This is a genomic window from Streptomyces sp. NPDC030143 (genome assembly GCF_055573695.1).
In genome coordinates this window covers 651,189-669,508 of record NZ_JBVIAY010000001.1, presented here as the reverse complement: position 1 = coordinate 669,508, position 18,320 = coordinate 651,189, and the positions used below count along the sequence as shown (strand labels likewise).

Sequence of the window (18,320 nt, the reverse complement as noted above, 5' to 3'; positions counted from 1 at the left end):
AGAAGGGGACGTCGCGAGCCGGGCTTCTCTTCTGCGGGAACCCCTCAGTACCAGCCGTTCGCCTGCCAGAAGTTCCAGGCGCCGACCGGGCTGCCGTAGCGGGAGTCCATGTAGTCCAGGCCCCATTCGATCTGGGTCTCGGCATTGGTCTTCCAGTCGGAGCCGGCCGAGGCCATCTTGGAGCCGGGGAGGGCCTGGACGAGGCCGTAGGCGCCGGACGAGGCGTTGGTGGCGTCGACGTCCCATCCGCTCTCGTGCTGGACGATGTGGCTGAACGCGTCGAACTGCGCGGCGTCCGGGATCATCCGGTGGGCGATCGCCTTGGCCTCGGAGACGGAGGCCGTCCTGGCCGACGCGGCCTGGGCGGGGGCCGCGGTCAGGGCCATCCCGGCGGTGGCGGCGGCCACGGCGGCGGCGGTCAGGGCCTTCTTCGGGGAGGCGATGCGGCGGATGACGGAGACGGGCACGGAGAACCTTTTCGTTCGGGGGCAGGGGTGTCGCGGTGCGTGCCGGATCCGTGTGGAGGCGCCGGGACATGCGTCGGCGCCGAGGCCCGTGGGGGCACGTCGGCGCCGTGCGACGTCATCCAGAGAAGCAGGCTCGCCAGATGCCCGCAATGACCCCTTTTACTAGTTGCGGCCGCATGCGGGGGGAAGGCCGCCCCTGTGACCGGGATCTCGACGCGCAGGTCAGACGGGTCACCTGCGTGTACATGGCAGCCGAATCGGCCCACTACGCCGGATCGTAGGTGACCTGGGTCATGTGGGGCGCTTCACCGTTCACCGGCCCTCGAAGGTGACCGGGGTCTCGAACGCCGCCCGCCGCGTGGCCCTCCGCAGCGCCCTCAGCACCGCCGGACCCAGCGTGCAGGTGAGGACGACGGTGACGACGGCGCGCCCCAGGTCCCAGCCGAGGGAGGTCGCCACGCAGTACGCGACGAAGCGGGCCAGGTTGGTGGCGACGGCCGCCTCCGGGTCGAAGGCGATCCGCGAGGCCAGGGTGCCCATGAACGGCCACCCGGCCATGTTCATCGCCGTGCCGTAGGCGAAGGCCGCCAGGAAGCCGTAACCGGCGAGGAGCAGCAGTTCGGCACGGCCGCGCAGGCGTTCGGCGCCCGGCAGCAGCCCCGCGCCCATCGTGAACCAGCCCATGGCCAGCATCTGGAACGGCATCCAGGGGCCCACCCCGCCCGTGAGCAGGGCGGACGCGAACATCGTGACCGAGCCGAGGACGAAGCCGAAGCCCGGCCCGAGGACCCGGCCGCTGAGCACCATGAGGAAGAACATGGGCTCGAGGCCCGCCGTGCCCGCCCCGAGGGGCCGCAGCGCCGCCCCGGCCGCCGCCAGCACGCCCAGCATCGCGACCGCCTTCGCGCCGAGCCCCGACTCCGAGATCGTCGCCGTCACGACCGCGACCAGCAGGACCAGCAGGCCCGCGAAGAGCCAGGGGGCGTCCTGGGCGTGGGCGTTCAGGGTGGAGGCGGGCGGGGCGAGGAACGGCCAGGTGAACGCGATCACCCCCACCGCGCTGACGAGCACCAGGGCGACCAGGGAGCGCGGGCCCAGCCGGACGGCCCGCGGCCGGGCCCTGCCGGCCGTCGTCATTCGAGGGCCTCCCGCACCTGTGCCACCGTCAGCCACTCCTGCGGCGCGAGGATCTTCGTCACCTGCGGGGCGAAGGACGGTGAGGAGACGACCACCTCGGCCGTCGGGCCGTCCGCGATCACCTCGCCCTCGGCGAGCAGGACGACCCGGTGGGCCAGCTCGGCGGCGAGTTCCACGTCGTGCGTGGCGAGGACGATGGCGTGTCCGCCGGCGGCCAGCTCCCGCAGGAGGGCCACCAGCCGGGCCTTCGCCGCGTAGTCCAGGCCCCGGGTCGGCTCGTCGAGCAGGAGCAGCGGAGGGCGGGCGGTCAGGACGATCGCCAGCGCCAGGGTGAGGCGCTGCCCCTCGGAGAGGTCGCGGGGGTGGGTGTCGTCGGTGACGCCGGGCAGCAGCCGCGACACCAGGGCACGACAGGTGCCGGACGCGGCCCGCGCGTCCCGGTCGGCGGCCGCGCACTCGGCGGCGACCGTGTCGGCGTACAGCAGGTCACGGGGCTCCTGCGGGACGAGGCCGACGCGGCGCACGAGGTCGTGGGGGGTGCTGCGGTGCGGGACGGCCCCGCCGGCGAGGACCGTCCCGGCGGACGGTTCGACCAGGCCGACGAGGGTGTTGAGCAGCGTCGACTTCCCGGCGCCGTTGCGGCCCATCAGGGCGACCGTCTCACCGGGGGAGACGGTCAGGTCGACGTGGCGGAGGGCCTGGACGCGGCCCCGGCGCACGGCGAGGGCGCTGACCTCGGCGGGCGGTGCGGCGGCGGTGGGCTCGGACGGGGACGGCCGGCGCCGCCGACGCAGCAGCGCCGGGCGGGCCGGTCGCGGCGGCGGGGGCGGGGGCGAAGGCGGCTCGGCGGCCGGCGCGGGGGCGTGGCCCGGAGCCTTCCCCTCCAGCCGTTCTCGCAGTTCCCCGGCCCGCCGCCGGGCCTCGCGCACGGTCAGCGGCAGCGGGGACCAGCCCGCCACCCGGCCCAGGTCCACCACCGGCGGGAACACCGGCGAGACGGCCATCATGTCGGCCGGGGTGCCCAGCAGCGGGGCCGCGCCGGGGGCGGGCAGCAGGACGACCCGGTCGGCGTACTGCAGGACGCGTTCCAGGCGGTGTTCCGCGAGCAGCACCGTCGTCCCCAGGTCGTGGACCAGGCGGAGGAGGACGGCGAGGACCTCCTCGGCGGCGGCCGGGTCGAGGGCGGAGGTCGGCTCGTCCAGGACGAGGACCTGCGGGTGCGGGGTGAGGACCGAGCCGATCGCGACGCGCTGCTGCTGCCCGCCGGAGAGCGTGGCGATGGGACGGTCGCGCAGGGCGGCCAGGCCGAGCAGGTCGAGGGTCTCCTCGACCCGGCGGCGCATCACGGCCGGCGGCAGCCCCAACGACTCCATGCCGTAGGCGAGTTCCTCCTCGACGGTGTCGGTGACGAAGTGGGAGAGCGGGTCCTGGCCCACCGTGCCGACCACGTCGGCCAGTTCCCTCGGCCGGTGGGTGCGGGTGTCGCGGCCGGCGACCGTGACCCGGCCGCGCAGGGTGCCGCCGGTGAAGTGCGGGACGAGCCCGCCGACCGCGCCGAGCAGCGTCGACTTGCCGACGCCGGACGGGCCGGCGAGCAGGACGAGTTCGCCCTCCGGGACGGTGAGGTCCACGTCCCGGACGGTCGGTGCGGCGGCGCCGTCGTACGTCACGGAGACGTTCTCGAAGCGGATCACGACGGTTCCCTGTGGTCCTGGGGGTTCATGGGGGCCTGGTGTCTCATCGGGGCCTGTGGTTCACGACGGCCGGTGGTTCGTGGGGGCGAGGAAGGCGGGCAGCAGACCGACGAGGACGGCCGCCGCCGGCCGGAGGGGGAGTGTGGGCACGGTCAGCGGGACCACGCCGGGGTGCAGCGCGACCGGGTCGACGGCGGACGCGAGCGTGAGGAGCGCGGCGACCGCGACACCGGACGCCGCGACCAGGCACGCCCGCGGGGTCCAGCGGTCCGGGCGGTAGCGCGTGCGTGGCGAACGGCGGCCGCCGAGCCGCAGTCCGGCGAGGGCCGCGGCGACTCCGGCGAGCAGCAGCGGCAGACCGTGGGCACCGCCGGCGGCGGTGAGCAGACCGTACGTGCCCGCGCACACCCCGAGCAGGCCGCCCAGGGTGAGCGCGGCGGTCGTCCGGCGGACGCGGGCGGGAACATCGGCCGTGCGGCCGTAGCCGCGGGCGTCCATCGCGGCGGCGAGGGCGACGGAGCGCTCCAAGGCGCCCTCGAGGACGGGCAGACCCACCTGGAGCAGTCCGCGCAGCCCCTTGTCCGGGCGGCCGCGCAGTCGGCGGGCGGCCCGCAGCCGCTGCACGTCCGCGATGAGGTGCGGGGCGAAGGTCAGCGCCACGACGACGGCGACCCCCGTCTCGTAGAGGGCGCCGGGCAGGGTCTTCAGCAGCCGGGACGGACTGGCGAGGGCGTTCGCCGCGCCGACGCAGACCAGGAGGGTGGCCAGGCGGAGGCCGTCGTACAGGGCGAAGAGGGTGCCCTCGGCGGTGACCCGGCCGCCCAGGCGGACGCCCCGCGCCCAGTCGGGGAGCGGGACTTCGGGCAGCGTGACGATCACGTGGGTGCCGGGGACCGGGGAGCCGAGGACGACGACGAAGAGCAGACGGATGACGAGGACCGCGAGGGCCAGGTGCAGGAACGCCGACCAGGAGCGGGACCAGGGCGTGTGCGGTCGGCAGGTGACGACCACGTAGGCGGACGTCGTGAGCAGGACGGCGAGCAGGAGGGGGTTGGTGGTGCGGGTGGCCGCCGTGCCGAGGGCGAGGGCCCACACCCACCAGGCGGCGGGGTGCACCGACGCACCGGACGGCACGGCGCGCACGGGGTGCCCGGCGTGCCCGGCCGAGGCGGTCGGCCTGGGGCCCTTCTGATGGATCTCCGCGGCGTCGCGACGCCCGGCACGCACTCTCGCCGCACCGCGCGAAAGCCCAAGCAGCGCCGCTACGAGGACTTCCGCGCCGCACGCCGAGAGCACGCACCGGACGCCGCTCCTTCTCCCACGGAGATCCATCGGAAGGGCCCTAGCCACGCCCGCGCCGCCGCGCCTGCCACACGGTCGCCGCCGCCAGCGCGGCGACCAGCGCTCCGCCCGCGTACACCCCCACCGACGGGCCGCCGCCGTCGCTCTCCGGCCGGCGCGCGGACGCCGGCTCGTCCCCGCCCGCCGCCACCTGCTCTCCGCAGCCCGTCCGCGGATACCCGGCGATCGCGCACAGCAGGGCGTTCGCGTCGTAGCGCAGGGGCTCGGCGACGGAGGCGAGAGCCTCCGCGGTCGTCGCGTTCTCGGGGACCCGGGCGCACGCCGGGCGGGCGGCGGGCGGGGTCCGGCCACCGGGGGCGTCCTCACGGGTGCCGAAGTCGATGACCAGGGCCACCCGCTTGGTGCCCTCCCGCGCGGGCGTCCGCGCGCAGATCGCCGCGAAGGAGGCCTCGCCCCGCGGCTGGGAGGCGTCCCGGGAGTCCTCGCTCACCGCGAACCGGAAGCCCTGGACGTCGCCGTCGGCGGGGCGGGCGGTCGAGGGACCCTGGGTGGCGTAGGTCCAGCGGTCGCCGTCGCGCTCCCAGAACGACCAGTACCGGTACCCGGCCGCCTCCACCCGGCCGGGGCCGGCCAGGATCACGAACAGCGCGGCCAGGACGAGGGCGCCCCCCCGGCGTATCACGGCTGCCGCTTCCTGCGGCCGCTGATCAGGAACCCGATGCCGATGCCGGCGACGAGGAAGACGCCGACGGTCCACCAGGTGCCGTAGCCGTCGTCGGAGTCCTTGTCGTCCTCCTGCCGCTCGTCCGCTTCCGGTGCGGAGGCCGGCGGCTGCCCGCTCGTCCGGGGCGCCGGACCCGTCGCGTTCAGGGCCGCGACCAGGTCCGTGCCGCCGAAGGCGCGCGGGTCGGTGCCGGTCGCGTGGGCGGCGAACACCAGCTGGGCCCAGGCGGCGGGGCCGCTCTGCTTCGCCCAGGGGGTGGCGTTCCGCTGGAGCCAGGTCAGCGGCTTGCGCGCGCGCTCGGCGCCGCCCTGCGCGGCGAGCGCGACGACCGCGTCGGCGGTGTTGCCGTAGTCCGGCTGGTTCTCGGCACCCGGGAGCACCGACGTCAGGTACCCGTCCTTGGCGACGGCCTTCGCCAGGTAGGCGGCGCCGTTGGCCGCGGCCCGCTGCGGTGCCGGGGTGCCGGTGCCGGCGCAGGTGGCGTCCGCCTTCGGACCGGCCGTGGGCGCCAGGCCCTTGCCGAGCGCGCCGAGGACACCGGCCGCCGTCGCGTCGGCGTTGGCCGCGAGCCCGCCCCGCTTGTCGGGCTGGTAGGCGAAGGCGCCCGCGTCGGCGCCCTGGCAGGGCAGGGAGAGTTTCACCAGGGCGTCGTACGGCGACCGGCCGCCCTTGCGGACGTCCCCGGGCCGCTCGCCGGCCGCCGCGAGCGCGCCGACGACGACCGACGTCGAGTTGGTGTCGCTGGCCCCGCCGGGGGTGTAGCCCCAGCCGCCGTCGGCGTTCTGCACGGACTTCAGCCAGGTGACGGCCCGCTCAGCGGCGGCGTCGTGGCCGCCGAGGGCGGCGAGGGCCTGGACGGCGGCGGCCGTGCTGTTGGTGTCGACCATGAGCTTGGCGTCACAGGCCTCGGCGGGGTCCGCGCGGAAGGCGGCGAAGGCCCCGTCGGCGCACTGCTGCCCCGTCAGCCAGTCCACGGCCTGCCGCGCCGGACGCACCCCGACCGTGTCCTGCGCGAGCAGGGCCAGGGACTGCCGCCACACCCCGTCGTACGTCGGGTCGGTGCCGCCGTACAGGCCGGAGGGGAGCACCGCGGACGGCGAGGCGGACGGGGTCGGGCCGGCGGCGACGGCGGGCGTGGCGGCCGCGCCGATCACTGCGGTGGCGGCCAGGACCGCGGCACTGCGGCGGACGTTCATGATCGGCGGATGCCTCTCCCTGCTCGGGGAGCCGGGCAGCACGGGACACCCCGGCGGCTCGGCTCCGTAGACCTCGACGGTGCCGTGCGACGGCGTGTTGCCGGCGCGCGTGAGCCGGTCACGTCCCGTCCGGGGCGGTCCGGCTGCCACTCGAGGTGGTCACGGCTGCGGGTCAGCGCCGGAATTGCACCGGCTTCCCCCCGTACGGGTGTGATGACGACCCGGCCACTCTACTCGCCCGTAACCAACCCCCCGAGGGGGTACCCGTCCGGCCGCCGGGTTCGGCGTCCCGACCGCCATGGGGACCACGGGGAGGACGCCCGGGTCCCCGCCCGCCCGGCCACCGCCCCGGCCCGCGCGACGCGGCACAGGCCGTCCTCGTGGTGGCCGATCCGGACGATTGTCCGGTGGTCACCATGCCGCCCTGATGGCCGTACACGCGGTAGGGGGCGAGGCGACGGCGGGTCCCGCGGGGGCGGAGGCGTCTGCGGGGCACCGGGTTCCGCCGGGTTCGAGGGGTGCGTACGTCGTCGCTGTCGCGTACCCGTCCGCCCCCCGCGACCGGATTCACACCGCCACGTACCGCACCGGCTCGCCCCCCGCCGCCGCCTCCGCGCGGCCGAGCTTCACCAGGCGCCGCAGATGGGCCTCCGCCTCCGAGACCGCGATGTTCCGCGAACCGTGGGGGATCCGCTCCCAGGGCCGGTTCCACTCCATGCGCTCGGCGAGCTGCCAGGGGGTGAGGGGCTCGGCGAGGAGGGCGAGCAGGCCGCTGAGGCGGGACTCGTGGTGGGCGAGCAGCCCCCGCACCCGGGAGGGGGCGTCGGTGAAGGCGTGCTGGTGGGCCGGGAGGATCTCGGCGGGGGCGAGGCGGCCGACGCGTTCGAGGGAGTCCAGGTAGTCGCCGAGGGGGTCGGTGACGGTGGTGTCGTCGGGGTCCTCGTACAGACCGATGTGGGGGGTGATCTCGGGGAGGAGGTGGTCGCCGGAGAACAGCCGTCCGCGGCCCGGGAGCCGCGCGGGATGCTCCTCCTCCAGGTGGAGGCAGACGTGGCCGGGGGTGTGGCCCGGCGTCCAGACCGCGCGCAGCCGGCGGCCGGGCAGGTCGAGGAGTTCGCCGGGGGTGATCTCCCGGTCGGGCAGGGCGGGGGACAGGCCGGGCAGGGTGCGGCGCCGAGCGGAGCGCAGCGGAGCCACGTGGTCCTCGGGCGCGCCGGCCGCCACCAGCTTGTCCGTCATGTACGCGTACCAGCGGTCGGGGCGGGTTCCCCGGGCCCGCCGCACGATCGCCGCGTCCGCCGCGTGCATCGCCACCCACGCCCCGGAGGCGTCCCGCACCCGGCCCGACAGACCGTGGTGGTCGGGGTGGTGGTGGGTGACGACGACGCCGTACAACTCGGCGACCGAGGTGCCGCAGGCGGTCAGTCCGGCGGTGAGGGCGTCCCAGGAGGCCGGGTCGTCCCAGCCGGTGTCGACCAGGACCGGACCGCGGTCGGTGTCGACGACGTACACCAGCGTGTGGCCCAGGGGGTTGTCCGGGATGGGGACCCGCAGGGAGCGGACCCCGCCGCCGTGGTCGTGGACGTGCGTCCCGGGTTCGTCCTGGCTGCTGTTCATCTGCTGCCCTCCGCCCCTGCGCCCCGCGCCCCGCGGCTCACGGCCATTGCCCACTATAACGAGAACTGGTATCAGTTCCTGAAACACCGTCAGAAACGGACGGTCGGCTCCTCAGGAGGGTCGCCATGGCCGAACTCGTGGAACACGCACAGCTGTTCATCGGCGGGGAGCTGACCGACCCTCTGGGCCGGGACGTCATCGAGGTGATCTCCCCGCACACCGAGGAGGTCGTCGGACGCGTCCCGCACGCCTCCACGGCCGACGTGGACCGCGCGGTCGCCGTCGCCCGCCGGGCCTTCGACGAGGGACCCTGGCCGCGGCTCTCCCTCGACGAGCGGATCGCCGTCGTCACCCGCATCAAGGACGGCATCGCCGCCCGTCACGAGGAGATCGCCCGGGTGATCTCCTCCGAGAACGGCTCCCCCTACTCCTGGAGCGTCCTCGCGCAGGCCCTCGGCGCGATGATGGTGTGGGACGCGGCGATCACCGTCGCCCGCGGCTTCCCCCACGAGGAGCGGCGCGACGGCGTCCTGGGGAGGATCCTCGTGCGGCGCGAGCCGGTCGGGGTGGTCGCGGCGGTCGTCCCCTGGAACGTCCCGCAGTTCGTCGCCGCCGCCAAGCTCGCTCCCGCGCTGCTGTCCGGCTGCACGGTGGTGCTGAAGCCGTCGCCGGAGTCGCCGCTGGACGCCTACATCCTGGCGGACATCGCACGGGAGGCGGGGCTTCCGCAGGGCGTGCTGTCGATCCTCCCGGCGGGCCGCGAGGTCAGCGAGTACCTGGTCGGCCACCCCGGCGTCGACAAGGTCTCCTTCACCGGATCGGTGGCGGCCGGGAAGCGCGTGATGGAGGTCGCCGCCCGCAACCTCACCCGGGTGACCCTGGAGCTGGGCGGCAAGTCGGCGGCGGTCGTCCTGCCGGACGCGGACCTGGAGACGGCGGTCGCCGGTATCGTCCCGGCCGCCTGGATGAACAACGGGCAGGCCTGCGTGGCCCAGACCCGCATCCTGCTGCCGCGCTCCCGCTACGACGAGTTCGCCGAGGCCTTCGCGGCGGCCGCGAGCGCGCTGGTCGTCGGCGACCCGCTCGACCCGGCGACCCAGGTCGGCCCGCTGGTCGCGCGCCGCCAGCAACAGCGCAACCTCGACTACATCCGCCTCGGCCAGGAGGAGGGCGCCAAGATCCTCGTCGGCGGCGGCCGCCCGGCCGGCCTGGAGCGCGGCTGGTACGTCGAACCGACCCTCTTCGGCGACGTCGACAACTCCATGCGCATCGCCCGCGAGGAGATCTTCGGCCCGGTGATCTGCCTGCTGCCCTACGGCGACGAGGCCGAGGCCGTGAAGATCGCCGACGACTCCGACTACGGCCTCAGCGGCAGTGTGTGGACGGCGGACGTCGAGCACGGCATCGACGTCGCCCGCGCGGTGCGCACCGGAACCTACTCGGTGAACACCTTCAGCCTCGACATGCTCGGCCCGTTCGGCGGCTACAAGAACTCGGGACTGGGCCGGGAGTTCGGCCCGGAGGGCTACGGCGCGTACCTCGAGCACAAGATGATCCACCTCCCGGCCGGCTGGGAGGGCTGAGGCCCGATGGGGGTACCTCCCGCGCGAGCGCACCCGAGCGCGGGGGCGGCCGACCGCTGGCACGTCGAGGTCGACCGCTCCCTGTGCATCGGCTCAGCCCAGTGCGTCCACCACGCACCGGACGGCTTCCGCCTGGACCCCGCCCGCCAGTCCCGCCCGCTCGACCCGGACACGGACGCGAGCGAACGGGTGCTGGAGGCGGCCGAGAGCTGTCCGGTGGAGGCGATCACGATCACGCTGGCGGGGAACGGGGAACCGGTCTTCCCGCCGGAGGACTGAGAAAAAATCATGAACTTGGGGGGTTATGTACGGCGGCAGTCGTTATATCCTGTTATTGGCCTACGAGGCGAGTGAGGGAGTTCGACCGGAGTAGCCGACTTCGGCGAGACGCCATGGCGAGAGCCACGGCATCCGCCGGCAGCCGACGTCGACGGTCGGGCTGAGAGGCCGGAAGGCGGCAGTTGAGCCGGACGGCGACCCCCATTACCTGATCCGGGCAATACCGGCGAAGGGAACCCGTCTCGTAGGTTTTTCATGCTCACAGAGACGTCGGTTCCGGACCGCGCCAGGTCCACTCCACCTCCTCGAACCGGTCCGCACAGGCGCCCTCCGGCAGGGCCGCGCGCAGCCGCGGGAGGTCGCTGGGGCGCAGGAGGCCGAAGGCGCCGTCGGGGAGGGCTGCGATGATCTCCGCCGTACGGGTGGCGAGCCAGTCGTCGAGGCCCAGCTCCGCCGCGAGGCGCAGCAGTTCGACCAGGGCCCAGGGGTGGGTGGTGGCGACGGCGGGCAGGTCGAGGCCGGCGAGCAGCTCGTCGAGCGTCCGGACGGCACTCTCTCCGCGCAGGGAGCCCGCCCAGCGCCAGGTGTGCGTGGAGCCGCTCGTCCGGGCCAGCCGCAGGAGGTTCTGGAGGGGGCCGTCGCGCTCGTCAGCGGGGTCGTCGGCCCTGACGAGGACCATGAGGTCGAGTCTGAGGGCGTCGGTCACGCGAGAGCTGCCCCGGTCCAGGGCGTGGCGGACGCAGGCGAGGAACAGCCGTTCCGTCTCGGTGGTGAGGGAGCGGCCTGCTGCCATGAGGGACTCACGCAGCGCGGACATGACCGACACCAGCGCCTCGTCCGCCAGGACGGGAGCGTCATGGACCAGGTGGCGCAGGACGATTTCCAGGTAGGGAACGCGGTCGGAGGGCTCCAGTCGTCCGACGTGTGCCAGACAGTCCAGGTACAGGCCGGGGAGCGCCGCCGGCCCGTACACGCCGGGGGCGGACAGGGCCACGAGGGCATGTGCCGCCGACCGGAAAGGGGTGCCCGTCCTCGGGAGGCCCCTCACGATGGCGCTGGGCACCTGGAGCAGGAGGGGGTGGCAGGCGTGGAGGAAAAGCTCCGTGTCCAGGACGCCGGCGAACGAGACCCGTTCCATCAGGTCGAGGACCCCTGCCGCGGAGAGCCGTGCTTCCGCCTCCTCCGGGAGCGGTGGACCGGCGCCGGCCTCGTGGCCCACCCACCAGCCGAGCTCGTGGTGGAGCACAGGCGTCCGGCGCCGCCTGCCGACGAGGATGTCCGGCTGCGCGGTGTTGGCGCGCAGGCAGCGCACGGATACGAGAGTCGAGCACAGCGACTTCCACGAGTCCTCGGACAGCTGACCCTGCCAGCCCAGGGCAAGCCGCTGCCAGGCGGCCACCGGGTCGTCGCCGGGCTCCACCAGCTCCGACACGTGCACCTCGCCCACCGCCAGCACCACGATCAGCACCAGGTTCGCCTCGTACACCGCTTCCCGGTACGTCCTGCGCAGCCGGACCGGGGCGTACCCGAGGTCGGTGCGGTGCTCGGGGTCCCACGGCGCCGCGCGGAACACGGTGATGAGCCTGCTCACCAGGTCGCGACGCGTACTCCCCTGCGGCCGGGCCCGCAGCATGTCCGCGAGGTTCTGCACGACCTGAGCCCGGTCGGTGAGCGGGGTGAACGACAGCAGCGCGTACAACTCGCCGTCGTCCACGGGAGCGTGGCCGTCGGCCAGCCGCCGTAGCGCCCCGTCGATCAGCCTTGCGGCCAGGTGCTCGCCGAAGGTCGCGTGCATGAACTCGTAACTGCGCAGCCGCTCCTCCGTGACGACGGCCTGCGCCTCGTGCACGAAGAAGAACCGCCCGAACACCGGTCCCGAGCCGTCCTCCGCCGCTTCCGGCGTCTGCGCGCCGAGTGCTCGCAGATCCCGGTCCGCCTCTTGGGCGGTGAGGGACTGGGAGCCCCGGTGGACCATGGAGGCGGCGATCACGGACAGCCCGTGCAGCTCGCGTTCGACGGCGGCGGCGACCCGGGAAGGGGGCAGCGGGCCGTCCTTCCCGACCTGGCGGCGGACGAACTCCCCGAGCAGCCGGTCGTACAGCTGCGTCCGGCTGATGTCCTCGTCGCGCAGTTCGCGCAGCGCGTTGCCGACGGCGTCGTACAGCGCGAGCATGAGCAGCAGCAGGGGGTGGGCCGCGAGGTGCGGATGGGAGAGGACGACGTCCGGGTCCAGCGGTCGCAGACCGTGCCGGTCGAAGTAGCCCGCGTTGGTGGCGTTCCAGATGGCGAGCCACCGCTCGACCTCGGGCTCCTCGAACGGCTCCAGGCGGAGGACGGCGCTGGCCCGGGGGATCTGCACGCGGTCGGCGACCACCGTGCGGCTCGTCACGATCACGATCAGGGGGCGTCCGGCGCGGGCCTCGGCCTCCTGGAACGCCTCGACCTCCCGCAGGTACCCCCACTGGCGTGCGGAGTCCATCCTCTGGGCGCCCGCCTGGAGCAGTTCGTCCAAGCCGTCCAGCAGGACCACGGGAAGGGCGTCGGATCCCGCCGCGTACCAGTCCCGCCAGGTCTCCGGCTCCTCCCCGGCCCGGCTCAGGGCGTGTTCCACCTGCGTGCGTACGTCCGCCTCCGCAGGCGTGTGCCGCAGCTCCACCCGCAGCGGACGGAACTCGCTGTCCGGCAGCCGCTGGGTGAGCAGCTTCGTGAGCAGCGACTTGCCGGCGCCGGGGTGGCCCAGCACCACGAGCGGGGTCAGCAGGGCGGCGAGGCCGAGGAGATGGGAGGCGAGGAACTCCTCGATGTCGTCGTAAGCCGGCTGCTGCTCCCACCACTTGTCCGAGGCGATACCGCCGCCGGCCGCACCGGTCACCAGCCGGAAGCGGGGGTTGACGTACCCCTCCGCGAGGCTCGGCAGCCGAGGACCGGGGGAGTCGAGCGAGGCGATGGGGGTGCGGAGCAGCCGTGTGGCACCGCCCCGGTGTCCGTCCCCGGCGGCGCATCCCGACAGGAGCTCCGCCAGGCCGGCCAGTCCCGTTCCCCGCGCGCCCTCCGTGCGGGGGTCCGGGGCGGCGTCGGCCAGGCCCGCCGCCCACGCGAACTCGGGGCAGGAGGCGGCGAGCGGGGAGGCCAGCTCCAGGTAGTGGTCGGTGATCGCTGACGCCGCCCGGGCCGTCAGGGTCTCCTCGGTCTCCGCGAGCGGGGACAGACAGGTCGGATGCATGCCGTCCGTGAGGTCCCGGACCACCCCGGTGACGTTGTGCCCCGAGGCCCCGGACGACTCCACGGCCACCCGCGCGATGACCACCCGCGCGGCCTGGACCAGAGCGCCGCGTGTGACACCCTGCGCCGCGCGCACCCGCTCCGGGAAGCGGGCGAGCAGGTGGTCCAGGAGGTGGGGTCCGCCGCGCACTCCGCAGCCGTCGGCGAGCAGGCGCATCGCCTCCGTCACGTCCATGGCGGCGCAATCCGCCGGGTCGAGCCCCGCCGGGTCGAGCCTCGGCGGTGAGGCGGGGAGGTCCGGGGACGGCGACGGTGGCGGCGCGGCCCGAGCGCGCGGCACCTCCACCGCCCACTCCAGCTCCTCGTACCGGCGCTTCCACCACCCGATGTCCAGGTTCACCCCCGGCGGCGGGGCCGGCTGCCGCTCGGCGCACAGCGCGATGACCACCCGCACGTCGGGCCAGTCGGGTTTGGTGACGCGGTGCCCGTTGAGCAGGGCGGAAACCGTGCTGTCGCTCTTGGCGATCCGCTTGGCCACCGCCTTCTGCGGCACGCCGCAGGCACGCACGACCCGACCGAGCGCCTTGCAGAAGTCCGCGACGGGGCCCGTCGGCTGTACCACGGCCAACTCCCCCACCCTTCGGTGCGTTTCGGCGAACGTCTCCGAAGCGTACGGCCCCACCTGCGCGTTCCGCCGGGAGTTCGGCGGGAGTCGGGATTCGGCCGGGCGGCGCTCCGGGCGGGCGATCGTCGACCCGTCACCAGCCGACCACTCCTTCAGGAGGCCGTCCCATGCCGTTCCAGGCGTCTCACCTGCCCGCCCTGCCCGTGCTGCTCGTCGCCGCCGTCCTCACCGCCGTCTACGTCGGCGTCGTCCTGCCCGCCGTCTGGTCCCGCAAGCCGGCCCGGCGGGCGGCCGCCCTCAAGGTGCTGACCCAGTTGCTCGGCGTGCTGCGTCGCTGGAGGAACCGTTGATCAGGAGCGCTCGCCGGGGCCCGGCACGTCGATCAGGCGGCACACCGTTTCGATGTCGACGCGTACCTGGGCGATGGAGGCGCGGCCCGAGAGCCAGGTGATGAGGGCCGAGTGCCAGGTGTGCTCGATCACGCGGACCGCGGAGAGCTGGTCGGGGGTGGGGTCGGCCAGGCCCATCGCGTCCAGGATGATCGCCGTCGTCTGGCGGGAGACCTGGTCGACCTCGGGGGAGACGCTGCGGTCGGCGAAGGTCAGCGCGCGGACCATCGCGTCGGCCAGGTGCGGTTCGCGCTGCAGGGCGCGGAAGGCGCGCATCAGGGTCTCCGCGACCCGCTCGGCCGGGGTGTCGCCCGCCGGGGGCTTCCTGCGCAGCGTGCCGTGCATGTGTTCCAGCTGGTCCTGCATCGTGGCGACGAGCAGGTGCACCTTGGACGGGAAGTACCGGTAGAGCGTGCCCAGCGCCACCTGGGAGGACTCCGCGACCTCCCGCATCTGCACCGCGTCGAACCCGCCCCGGCTGGCCAGCTGCGCGCTCGCGTGCAGGATGCGACGGCGACGGGCCTCCTGCCGCTCGGTGAGGGGCGGGGAGGAGGGGCGCTGGGTACTGGCTTCCGCAGGCATGGGTGGTCCCGTTCCGTGACAGTCGGTGAGGGGTGCGATCACTCAGCAGAACGAGGGCTTCCGGTCGTGGTGCGAATCACCTGATCCACGGGTCACAGCGCCCTTACCTGCCGGTAGATTCAGAGCCTCCCGAACGATCAAGTCTGAAACTTGTTCTAGATTAGCGTCCCGTCGTAGTCTCGCGGGACAATCGCAGGCAGAAGGGGGCCCGGAGTGACCGCTGAGGCCAGTCAGGCGGGGTCCCCGCAGGACCTCGCCGCGGACGGCGGGCGACCGCTCGACATCGCGCTCCTCACCTATAAGGGGAACCCGTTCTGCGGCGGCCAGGGCGTCTACGTACGGCATCTGTCGCGCGAACTGGTCCGGCTCGGCCACCGGGTCGAGGTGATCGGTTCCCAGCCGTATCCCGTGCTCGACGTCCTCGGTGACGGCCACGACGACCGCCTCTCCCTCACCGAGCTGCCCAGCCTCGACCTCTACCGCCAGCCGGACCCCTTCCGCACCCCGAAGCGCGACGAGTACCGCGACTGGATCGACGCGCTCGAGGTGGCCACCATGTGGACCGGCGGCTTCCCCGAGCCGCTCACCTTCTCCCTGCGCGCCCGCCGCCATCTGCGTTCCCGCCGCGGCGAGTTCGACGTCGTGCACGACAACCAGACGCTCGGCTACGGCCTCCTGGGGGACGTCGGCGCGCCGCTCGTCACCACCGTCCACCACCCCATCACCGTCGACCGGCAGCTGGAGCTGGACGCCGCCGAGGGCTGGCAGCGCCGCTGCTCGGTGCGCCGCTGGTACGCCTTCACCCGCATGCAGAAGCGCGTCGCCCGCCGCCTGCCGTCCGTCCTCACCGTCTCCGGCACCTCCCGCCAGGAGATCGTCGACCACCTCGGCGTGCGCGAGGACCGCATCCACGTCGTCCACATCGGCGCCGACACCGACCTGTTCGCCCCCGACCCGTCCGTGCCCGTCGTCCCGGGCCGGATCGTGACGACGTCCAGCGCGGACGTGCCGCTCAAGGGCCTGGTCTTCCTCGTCGAGGCCCTGGCGAAGGTGCGCACCGAACACCCGGACGCCCACCTCGTCGTCGTCGGCAAGCGCCCCGAGGAGGGTCCCGTCGCCCAGACGATCGAGCGCTACGGCCTCGAGGGCGCCGTCGAGTTCGTCAAGGGCATCTCCGACGCCGAACTGGTCGACCTGGTGCGCTCGGCGGAGGTCGCGTGCGTGCCGTCGCTGTACGAGGGCTTCTCGCTGCCGGCCGCCGAGGCCATGGCGACCGGGACGCCGCTCGTCGCCACCACCGGCGGCGCGATCCCCGAGGTCGCCGGACGCGACGGGGAGACCTGTCTGGCCGTGCCGCCGGGCGACGCGGGCGCGCTGGCCGCCGCGCTGGGCCGACTGCTGGCCGACCCCGGGCTGCGGGCGCGCCTCGGCGCGGCCGGCCGGGAGCGGGTGCTGGCGCGGTTCACCTGGACCCGGGCCGCCGAGGGCACCGTGGCCCGCTACCGCGAGGCCGTCGAACGCGCCGGAGGCGGACGGCCGGGCGAGCCCGCGGTGCCGGCCCCCCGCCGTCCGGCCGCCGCCTCCCCCGTTGTTGACGTTGTATCCGATCGCGAAAGCAGGGCCACGTGCTGACCGTCGACTTCTCCCGGTTCCCGCTCGCCCCGGGCGACCGTGTCCTGGACCTCGGCTGCGGGGCCGGACGGCACGCCTTCGAGTGCTACCGGCGGGGCGCCCGGGTCGTGGCCCTCGACCAGAACGCCGAGGAGATCCGCGAGGTCGCCAAGTGGTTCGCGGCGATGGAGGAGGCCGGCGAGGCCCCCGAGGGCGCCACCGCGACCGCCATGGAGGGTGACGCGCTCGCGCTGCCCTTCCCCGACGAGTCCTTCGACGTCGTCATCATCTCCGAGGTGATGGAGCACATCCCCGACGACAAGGGCGTCCTCGCCGAGATGGTCCGCGTGCTCAGGCCGGGCGGCCGCATCGCGATCACCGTCCCGCGCTACGGCCCCGAGAAGGTCTGCTGGACCCTGTCCGACGCCTACCACGAGGTCGAGGGCGGCCACATCCGCATCTACAGGGCGGACGAACTGCTCGCGAAGATCCGCGGGGCCGGGCTGAAGCCGTACGGCACCCACCACGCCCACGCGCTGCACTCCCCCTACTGGTGGCTGAAGTGCGCGTTCGGCGTCGACAACGACAAGGCGCTGCCGGTGCGGGCGTACCACAAGCTGCTGGTCTGGGACATCATGAAGAAGCCGCTGGCCACCCGGGTCGCCGAGCAGGCGCTGAACCCGCTCATCGGCAAGAGCTTCGTGGCCTACGCGACCAAGCCGCACCTGCCGCGTCTGTCCGACTCCTCCGAGGTGGACGCCACGTGACCACCCCCCGGACAGAACACCTCGTCCTGCCCGGGGTCCTCACCGCCGAGCAGGCCGCCGCGACCGTCCGCGGCATCCTCGCCGTGCAGCGGGAGGACGGCGCGATCCCGTGGTTCCGCGGCCACCACCTCGACCCCTGGGACCACACCGAGGCCGCGATGGCCCTGGACGCGGCCGGCGAGCACGAGGCCGCCGAGCGGGCGTACACCTGGCTCGCCCGCCACCAGAACGAGGACGGCTCCTGGTACGCGGCCTACGCCGACGGCGCCTTCGACGACGTCACCGACCGGGGCCGCGAGACGAACTTCGTCGCCTACATAGCCGTCGGCGTGTGGCACCACTACCTGTCCACCGGCGACGACACGTTCCTGGACCGCATGTGGCCCTCGGTCTACGCGGCGGTCGAGTACGTGCTGCGGCTCCAGCAGCCGGGCGGGCAGATCGGCTGGCGCCGCGACGACGACGGCACCCCCACCCCCGACGCCCTGCTCACCGGTTCCTCCTCCGTCCACCACGCACTGCGCTGCGCGCTCGCGATCGCCGGGCAGCGCGAAGAGGCCCAGCCCGACTGGGAGTTGGCGGTGGGCGCGCTGCGGCACGCCATCCGCCGGCACCCGGAGCGGTTCCTCGACAAGGACCGCTACTCGATGGACTGGTACTACCCGGTGCTGGGCGGGGCGCTGACCGGCGTCGAGGCCAAGTCCCGGATCGAGGCCGACTGGGACCGGTTCGTGGTACCCGGCCTAGGCGTCCGCTGTGTCGTGCCCAACCCGTGGGTGACCGGCGGCGAGTCGGCCGAACTCGCCCTGGCGCTGTGGGCGATGGGCGAGTCCGACCGGGCGCTGGAGATCCTCCAGTCCATCCAGCACCTGCGCGACACCGAGTCGGGCCTGTACTGGACGGGTTACGTCTTCGAGGACCGGGCCATCTGGCCGCGGGAGCTCACCACCTGGACGGCCGGCTCCCTCCTCCTCGCGGTCGCCGCCCTCGGCGGCCACGAGGCCACCTGCACGGTCTTCGGTGGTGAACACCTGCCGACGGGCCTGGACCCGGACTGCTGCGGATAGCTTCCGGCGGGCGGGCGCCCCGGTGGCCTCGGGGAGCTCGGCCGCGGGCCGGGCTCCC

General features: G+C 74.2%; 15 protein-coding genes. 6 read left to right on the top strand and 9 right to left on the bottom strand.

The window, feature by feature from the left end:
• Positions 1 to 44: 44 nt before the first annotated feature.
• The 7 genes from ACZ4YY_RS02950 to ACZ4YY_RS02920 all read right to left on the bottom strand — a co-directional run bounded on the left by ACZ4YY_RS02950 (position 45) and on the right by ACZ4YY_RS02920 (position 8,137).
• Entirely contained in the window at positions 45 to 467 is a 423-nt protein-coding gene (locus ACZ4YY_RS02950; RefSeq protein WP_468283061.1) for an aggregation-promoting factor C-terminal-like domain-containing protein, read from the bottom strand.
• A gap of 312 nt (positions 468 to 779) precedes the next feature.
• Positions 780 to 1,604 (bottom strand): ECF transporter S component, encoded by an 825-nt coding sequence (locus ACZ4YY_RS02945; protein ID WP_468283058.1) that lies wholly within the window; start codon positions 1,602 to 1,604, stop codon positions 780 to 782.
• Entirely contained in the window at positions 1,601 to 3,298 is a 1,698-nt protein-coding gene (locus ACZ4YY_RS02940) for an ABC transporter ATP-binding protein (RefSeq protein ID WP_468283055.1), read from the bottom strand. Before ACZ4YY_RS02940 ends, ACZ4YY_RS02945 begins: the two co-directional genes overlap by 4 nt.
• Positions 3,299 to 3,358: 60 nt before the next feature.
• Entirely contained in the window at positions 3,359 to 4,432 is a 1,074-nt protein-coding gene (locus ACZ4YY_RS02935; protein WP_468283052.1) for an energy-coupling factor transporter transmembrane component T, read from the bottom strand.
• A gap of 208 nt (positions 4,433 to 4,640) precedes the next feature.
• Positions 4,641 to 5,282, bottom strand: a complete 642-nt coding sequence (locus ACZ4YY_RS02930; RefSeq protein WP_468283049.1) for an SCO2322 family protein — start codon at positions 5,280 to 5,282, stop codon at positions 4,641 to 4,643.
• Complete coding sequence (locus ACZ4YY_RS02925) at positions 5,279 to 6,520, bottom strand: prenyltransferase/squalene oxidase repeat-containing protein (protein ID WP_468283046.1); 1,242 nt, start codon at positions 6,518 to 6,520, stop codon at positions 5,279 to 5,281. Before ACZ4YY_RS02925 ends, ACZ4YY_RS02930 begins: the two co-directional genes overlap by 4 nt.
• A gap of 567 nt (positions 6,521 to 7,087) precedes the next feature.
• Positions 7,088 to 8,137, bottom strand: coding sequence for an MBL fold metallo-hydrolase (locus tag ACZ4YY_RS02920; RefSeq protein ID WP_468283043.1), 1,050 nt, complete (start codon positions 8,135 to 8,137; stop codon positions 7,088 to 7,090).
• 125 nt (positions 8,138 to 8,262) lie between these two features.
• Here ACZ4YY_RS02920 and ACZ4YY_RS02915 point away from each other — a divergent pair, with 125 nt between their 5' ends.
• Both ACZ4YY_RS02915 and ACZ4YY_RS02910 read left to right on the top strand, forming a co-directional pair.
• On the top strand, positions 8,263 to 9,720 hold the full coding sequence (locus ACZ4YY_RS02915) for an aldehyde dehydrogenase (RefSeq protein WP_468283040.1): 1,458 nt from the start codon (positions 8,263 to 8,265) through the stop codon (positions 9,718 to 9,720).
• Between the two features lie 6 nt (positions 9,721 to 9,726).
• A complete protein-coding gene (locus tag ACZ4YY_RS02910) occupies positions 9,727 to 9,999 on the top strand; it encodes a ferredoxin (RefSeq protein ID WP_468283037.1) in 273 nt (90 codons plus the stop codon).
• 259 nt (positions 10,000 to 10,258) lie between these two features.
• Here the strand turns inward: ACZ4YY_RS02910 and ACZ4YY_RS02905 are convergent, their stop codons facing one another.
• Positions 10,259 to 13,843 (bottom strand): NACHT domain-containing protein, encoded by a 3,585-nt coding sequence (locus tag ACZ4YY_RS02905; protein WP_468283034.1) that lies wholly within the window; start codon positions 13,841 to 13,843, stop codon positions 10,259 to 10,261.
• 170 nt (positions 13,844 to 14,013) lie between these two features.
• On the opposite strand from ACZ4YY_RS02905, the gene ACZ4YY_RS02900 reads away from it, so the two are divergent.
• The gene (locus ACZ4YY_RS02900; RefSeq protein WP_468283032.1) at positions 14,014 to 14,196 is read left to right on the top strand and encodes a hypothetical protein; all 183 of its coding nucleotides are present in this window, start codon (positions 14,014 to 14,016) and stop codon (positions 14,194 to 14,196) included.
• Here the strand turns inward: ACZ4YY_RS02900 and ACZ4YY_RS02895 are convergent, their stop codons facing one another.
• Positions 14,197 to 14,817 (bottom strand): TetR family transcriptional regulator, encoded by a 621-nt coding sequence (locus ACZ4YY_RS02895; RefSeq protein WP_468283029.1) that lies wholly within the window; start codon positions 14,815 to 14,817, stop codon positions 14,197 to 14,199.
• Positions 14,818 to 15,030: 213 nt separating this feature from the next.
• On the opposite strand from ACZ4YY_RS02895, the gene ACZ4YY_RS02890 reads away from it, so the two are divergent.
• From ACZ4YY_RS02890 to ACZ4YY_RS02880, 3 genes are read left to right on the top strand one after another with little or no spacing between them, the layout of a single operon-like run.
• Positions 15,031 to 16,449 carry a glycosyltransferase family 4 protein gene (locus ACZ4YY_RS02890; RefSeq protein WP_468283026.1) on the top strand — a complete coding sequence of 473 codons (1,419 nt, stop codon included), beginning with the start codon at positions 15,031 to 15,033 and terminating at the stop codon, positions 16,447 to 16,449.
• Positions 16,443 to 17,195 carry a class I SAM-dependent methyltransferase gene (locus tag ACZ4YY_RS02885; RefSeq protein WP_468283023.1) on the top strand — a complete coding sequence of 251 codons (753 nt, stop codon included), beginning with the start codon at positions 16,443 to 16,445 and terminating at the stop codon, positions 17,193 to 17,195. Before ACZ4YY_RS02890 ends, ACZ4YY_RS02885 begins: the two co-directional genes overlap by 7 nt.
• Positions 17,192 to 18,262, top strand: a complete 1,071-nt coding sequence (locus ACZ4YY_RS02880; protein ID WP_468283020.1) for a prenyltransferase/squalene oxidase repeat-containing protein — start codon at positions 17,192 to 17,194, stop codon at positions 18,260 to 18,262. The genes ACZ4YY_RS02885 and ACZ4YY_RS02880 overlap by 4 nt, the downstream gene beginning before the upstream one ends.
• The last annotated feature ends 58 nt before the right edge of the window (positions 18,263 to 18,320 follow it).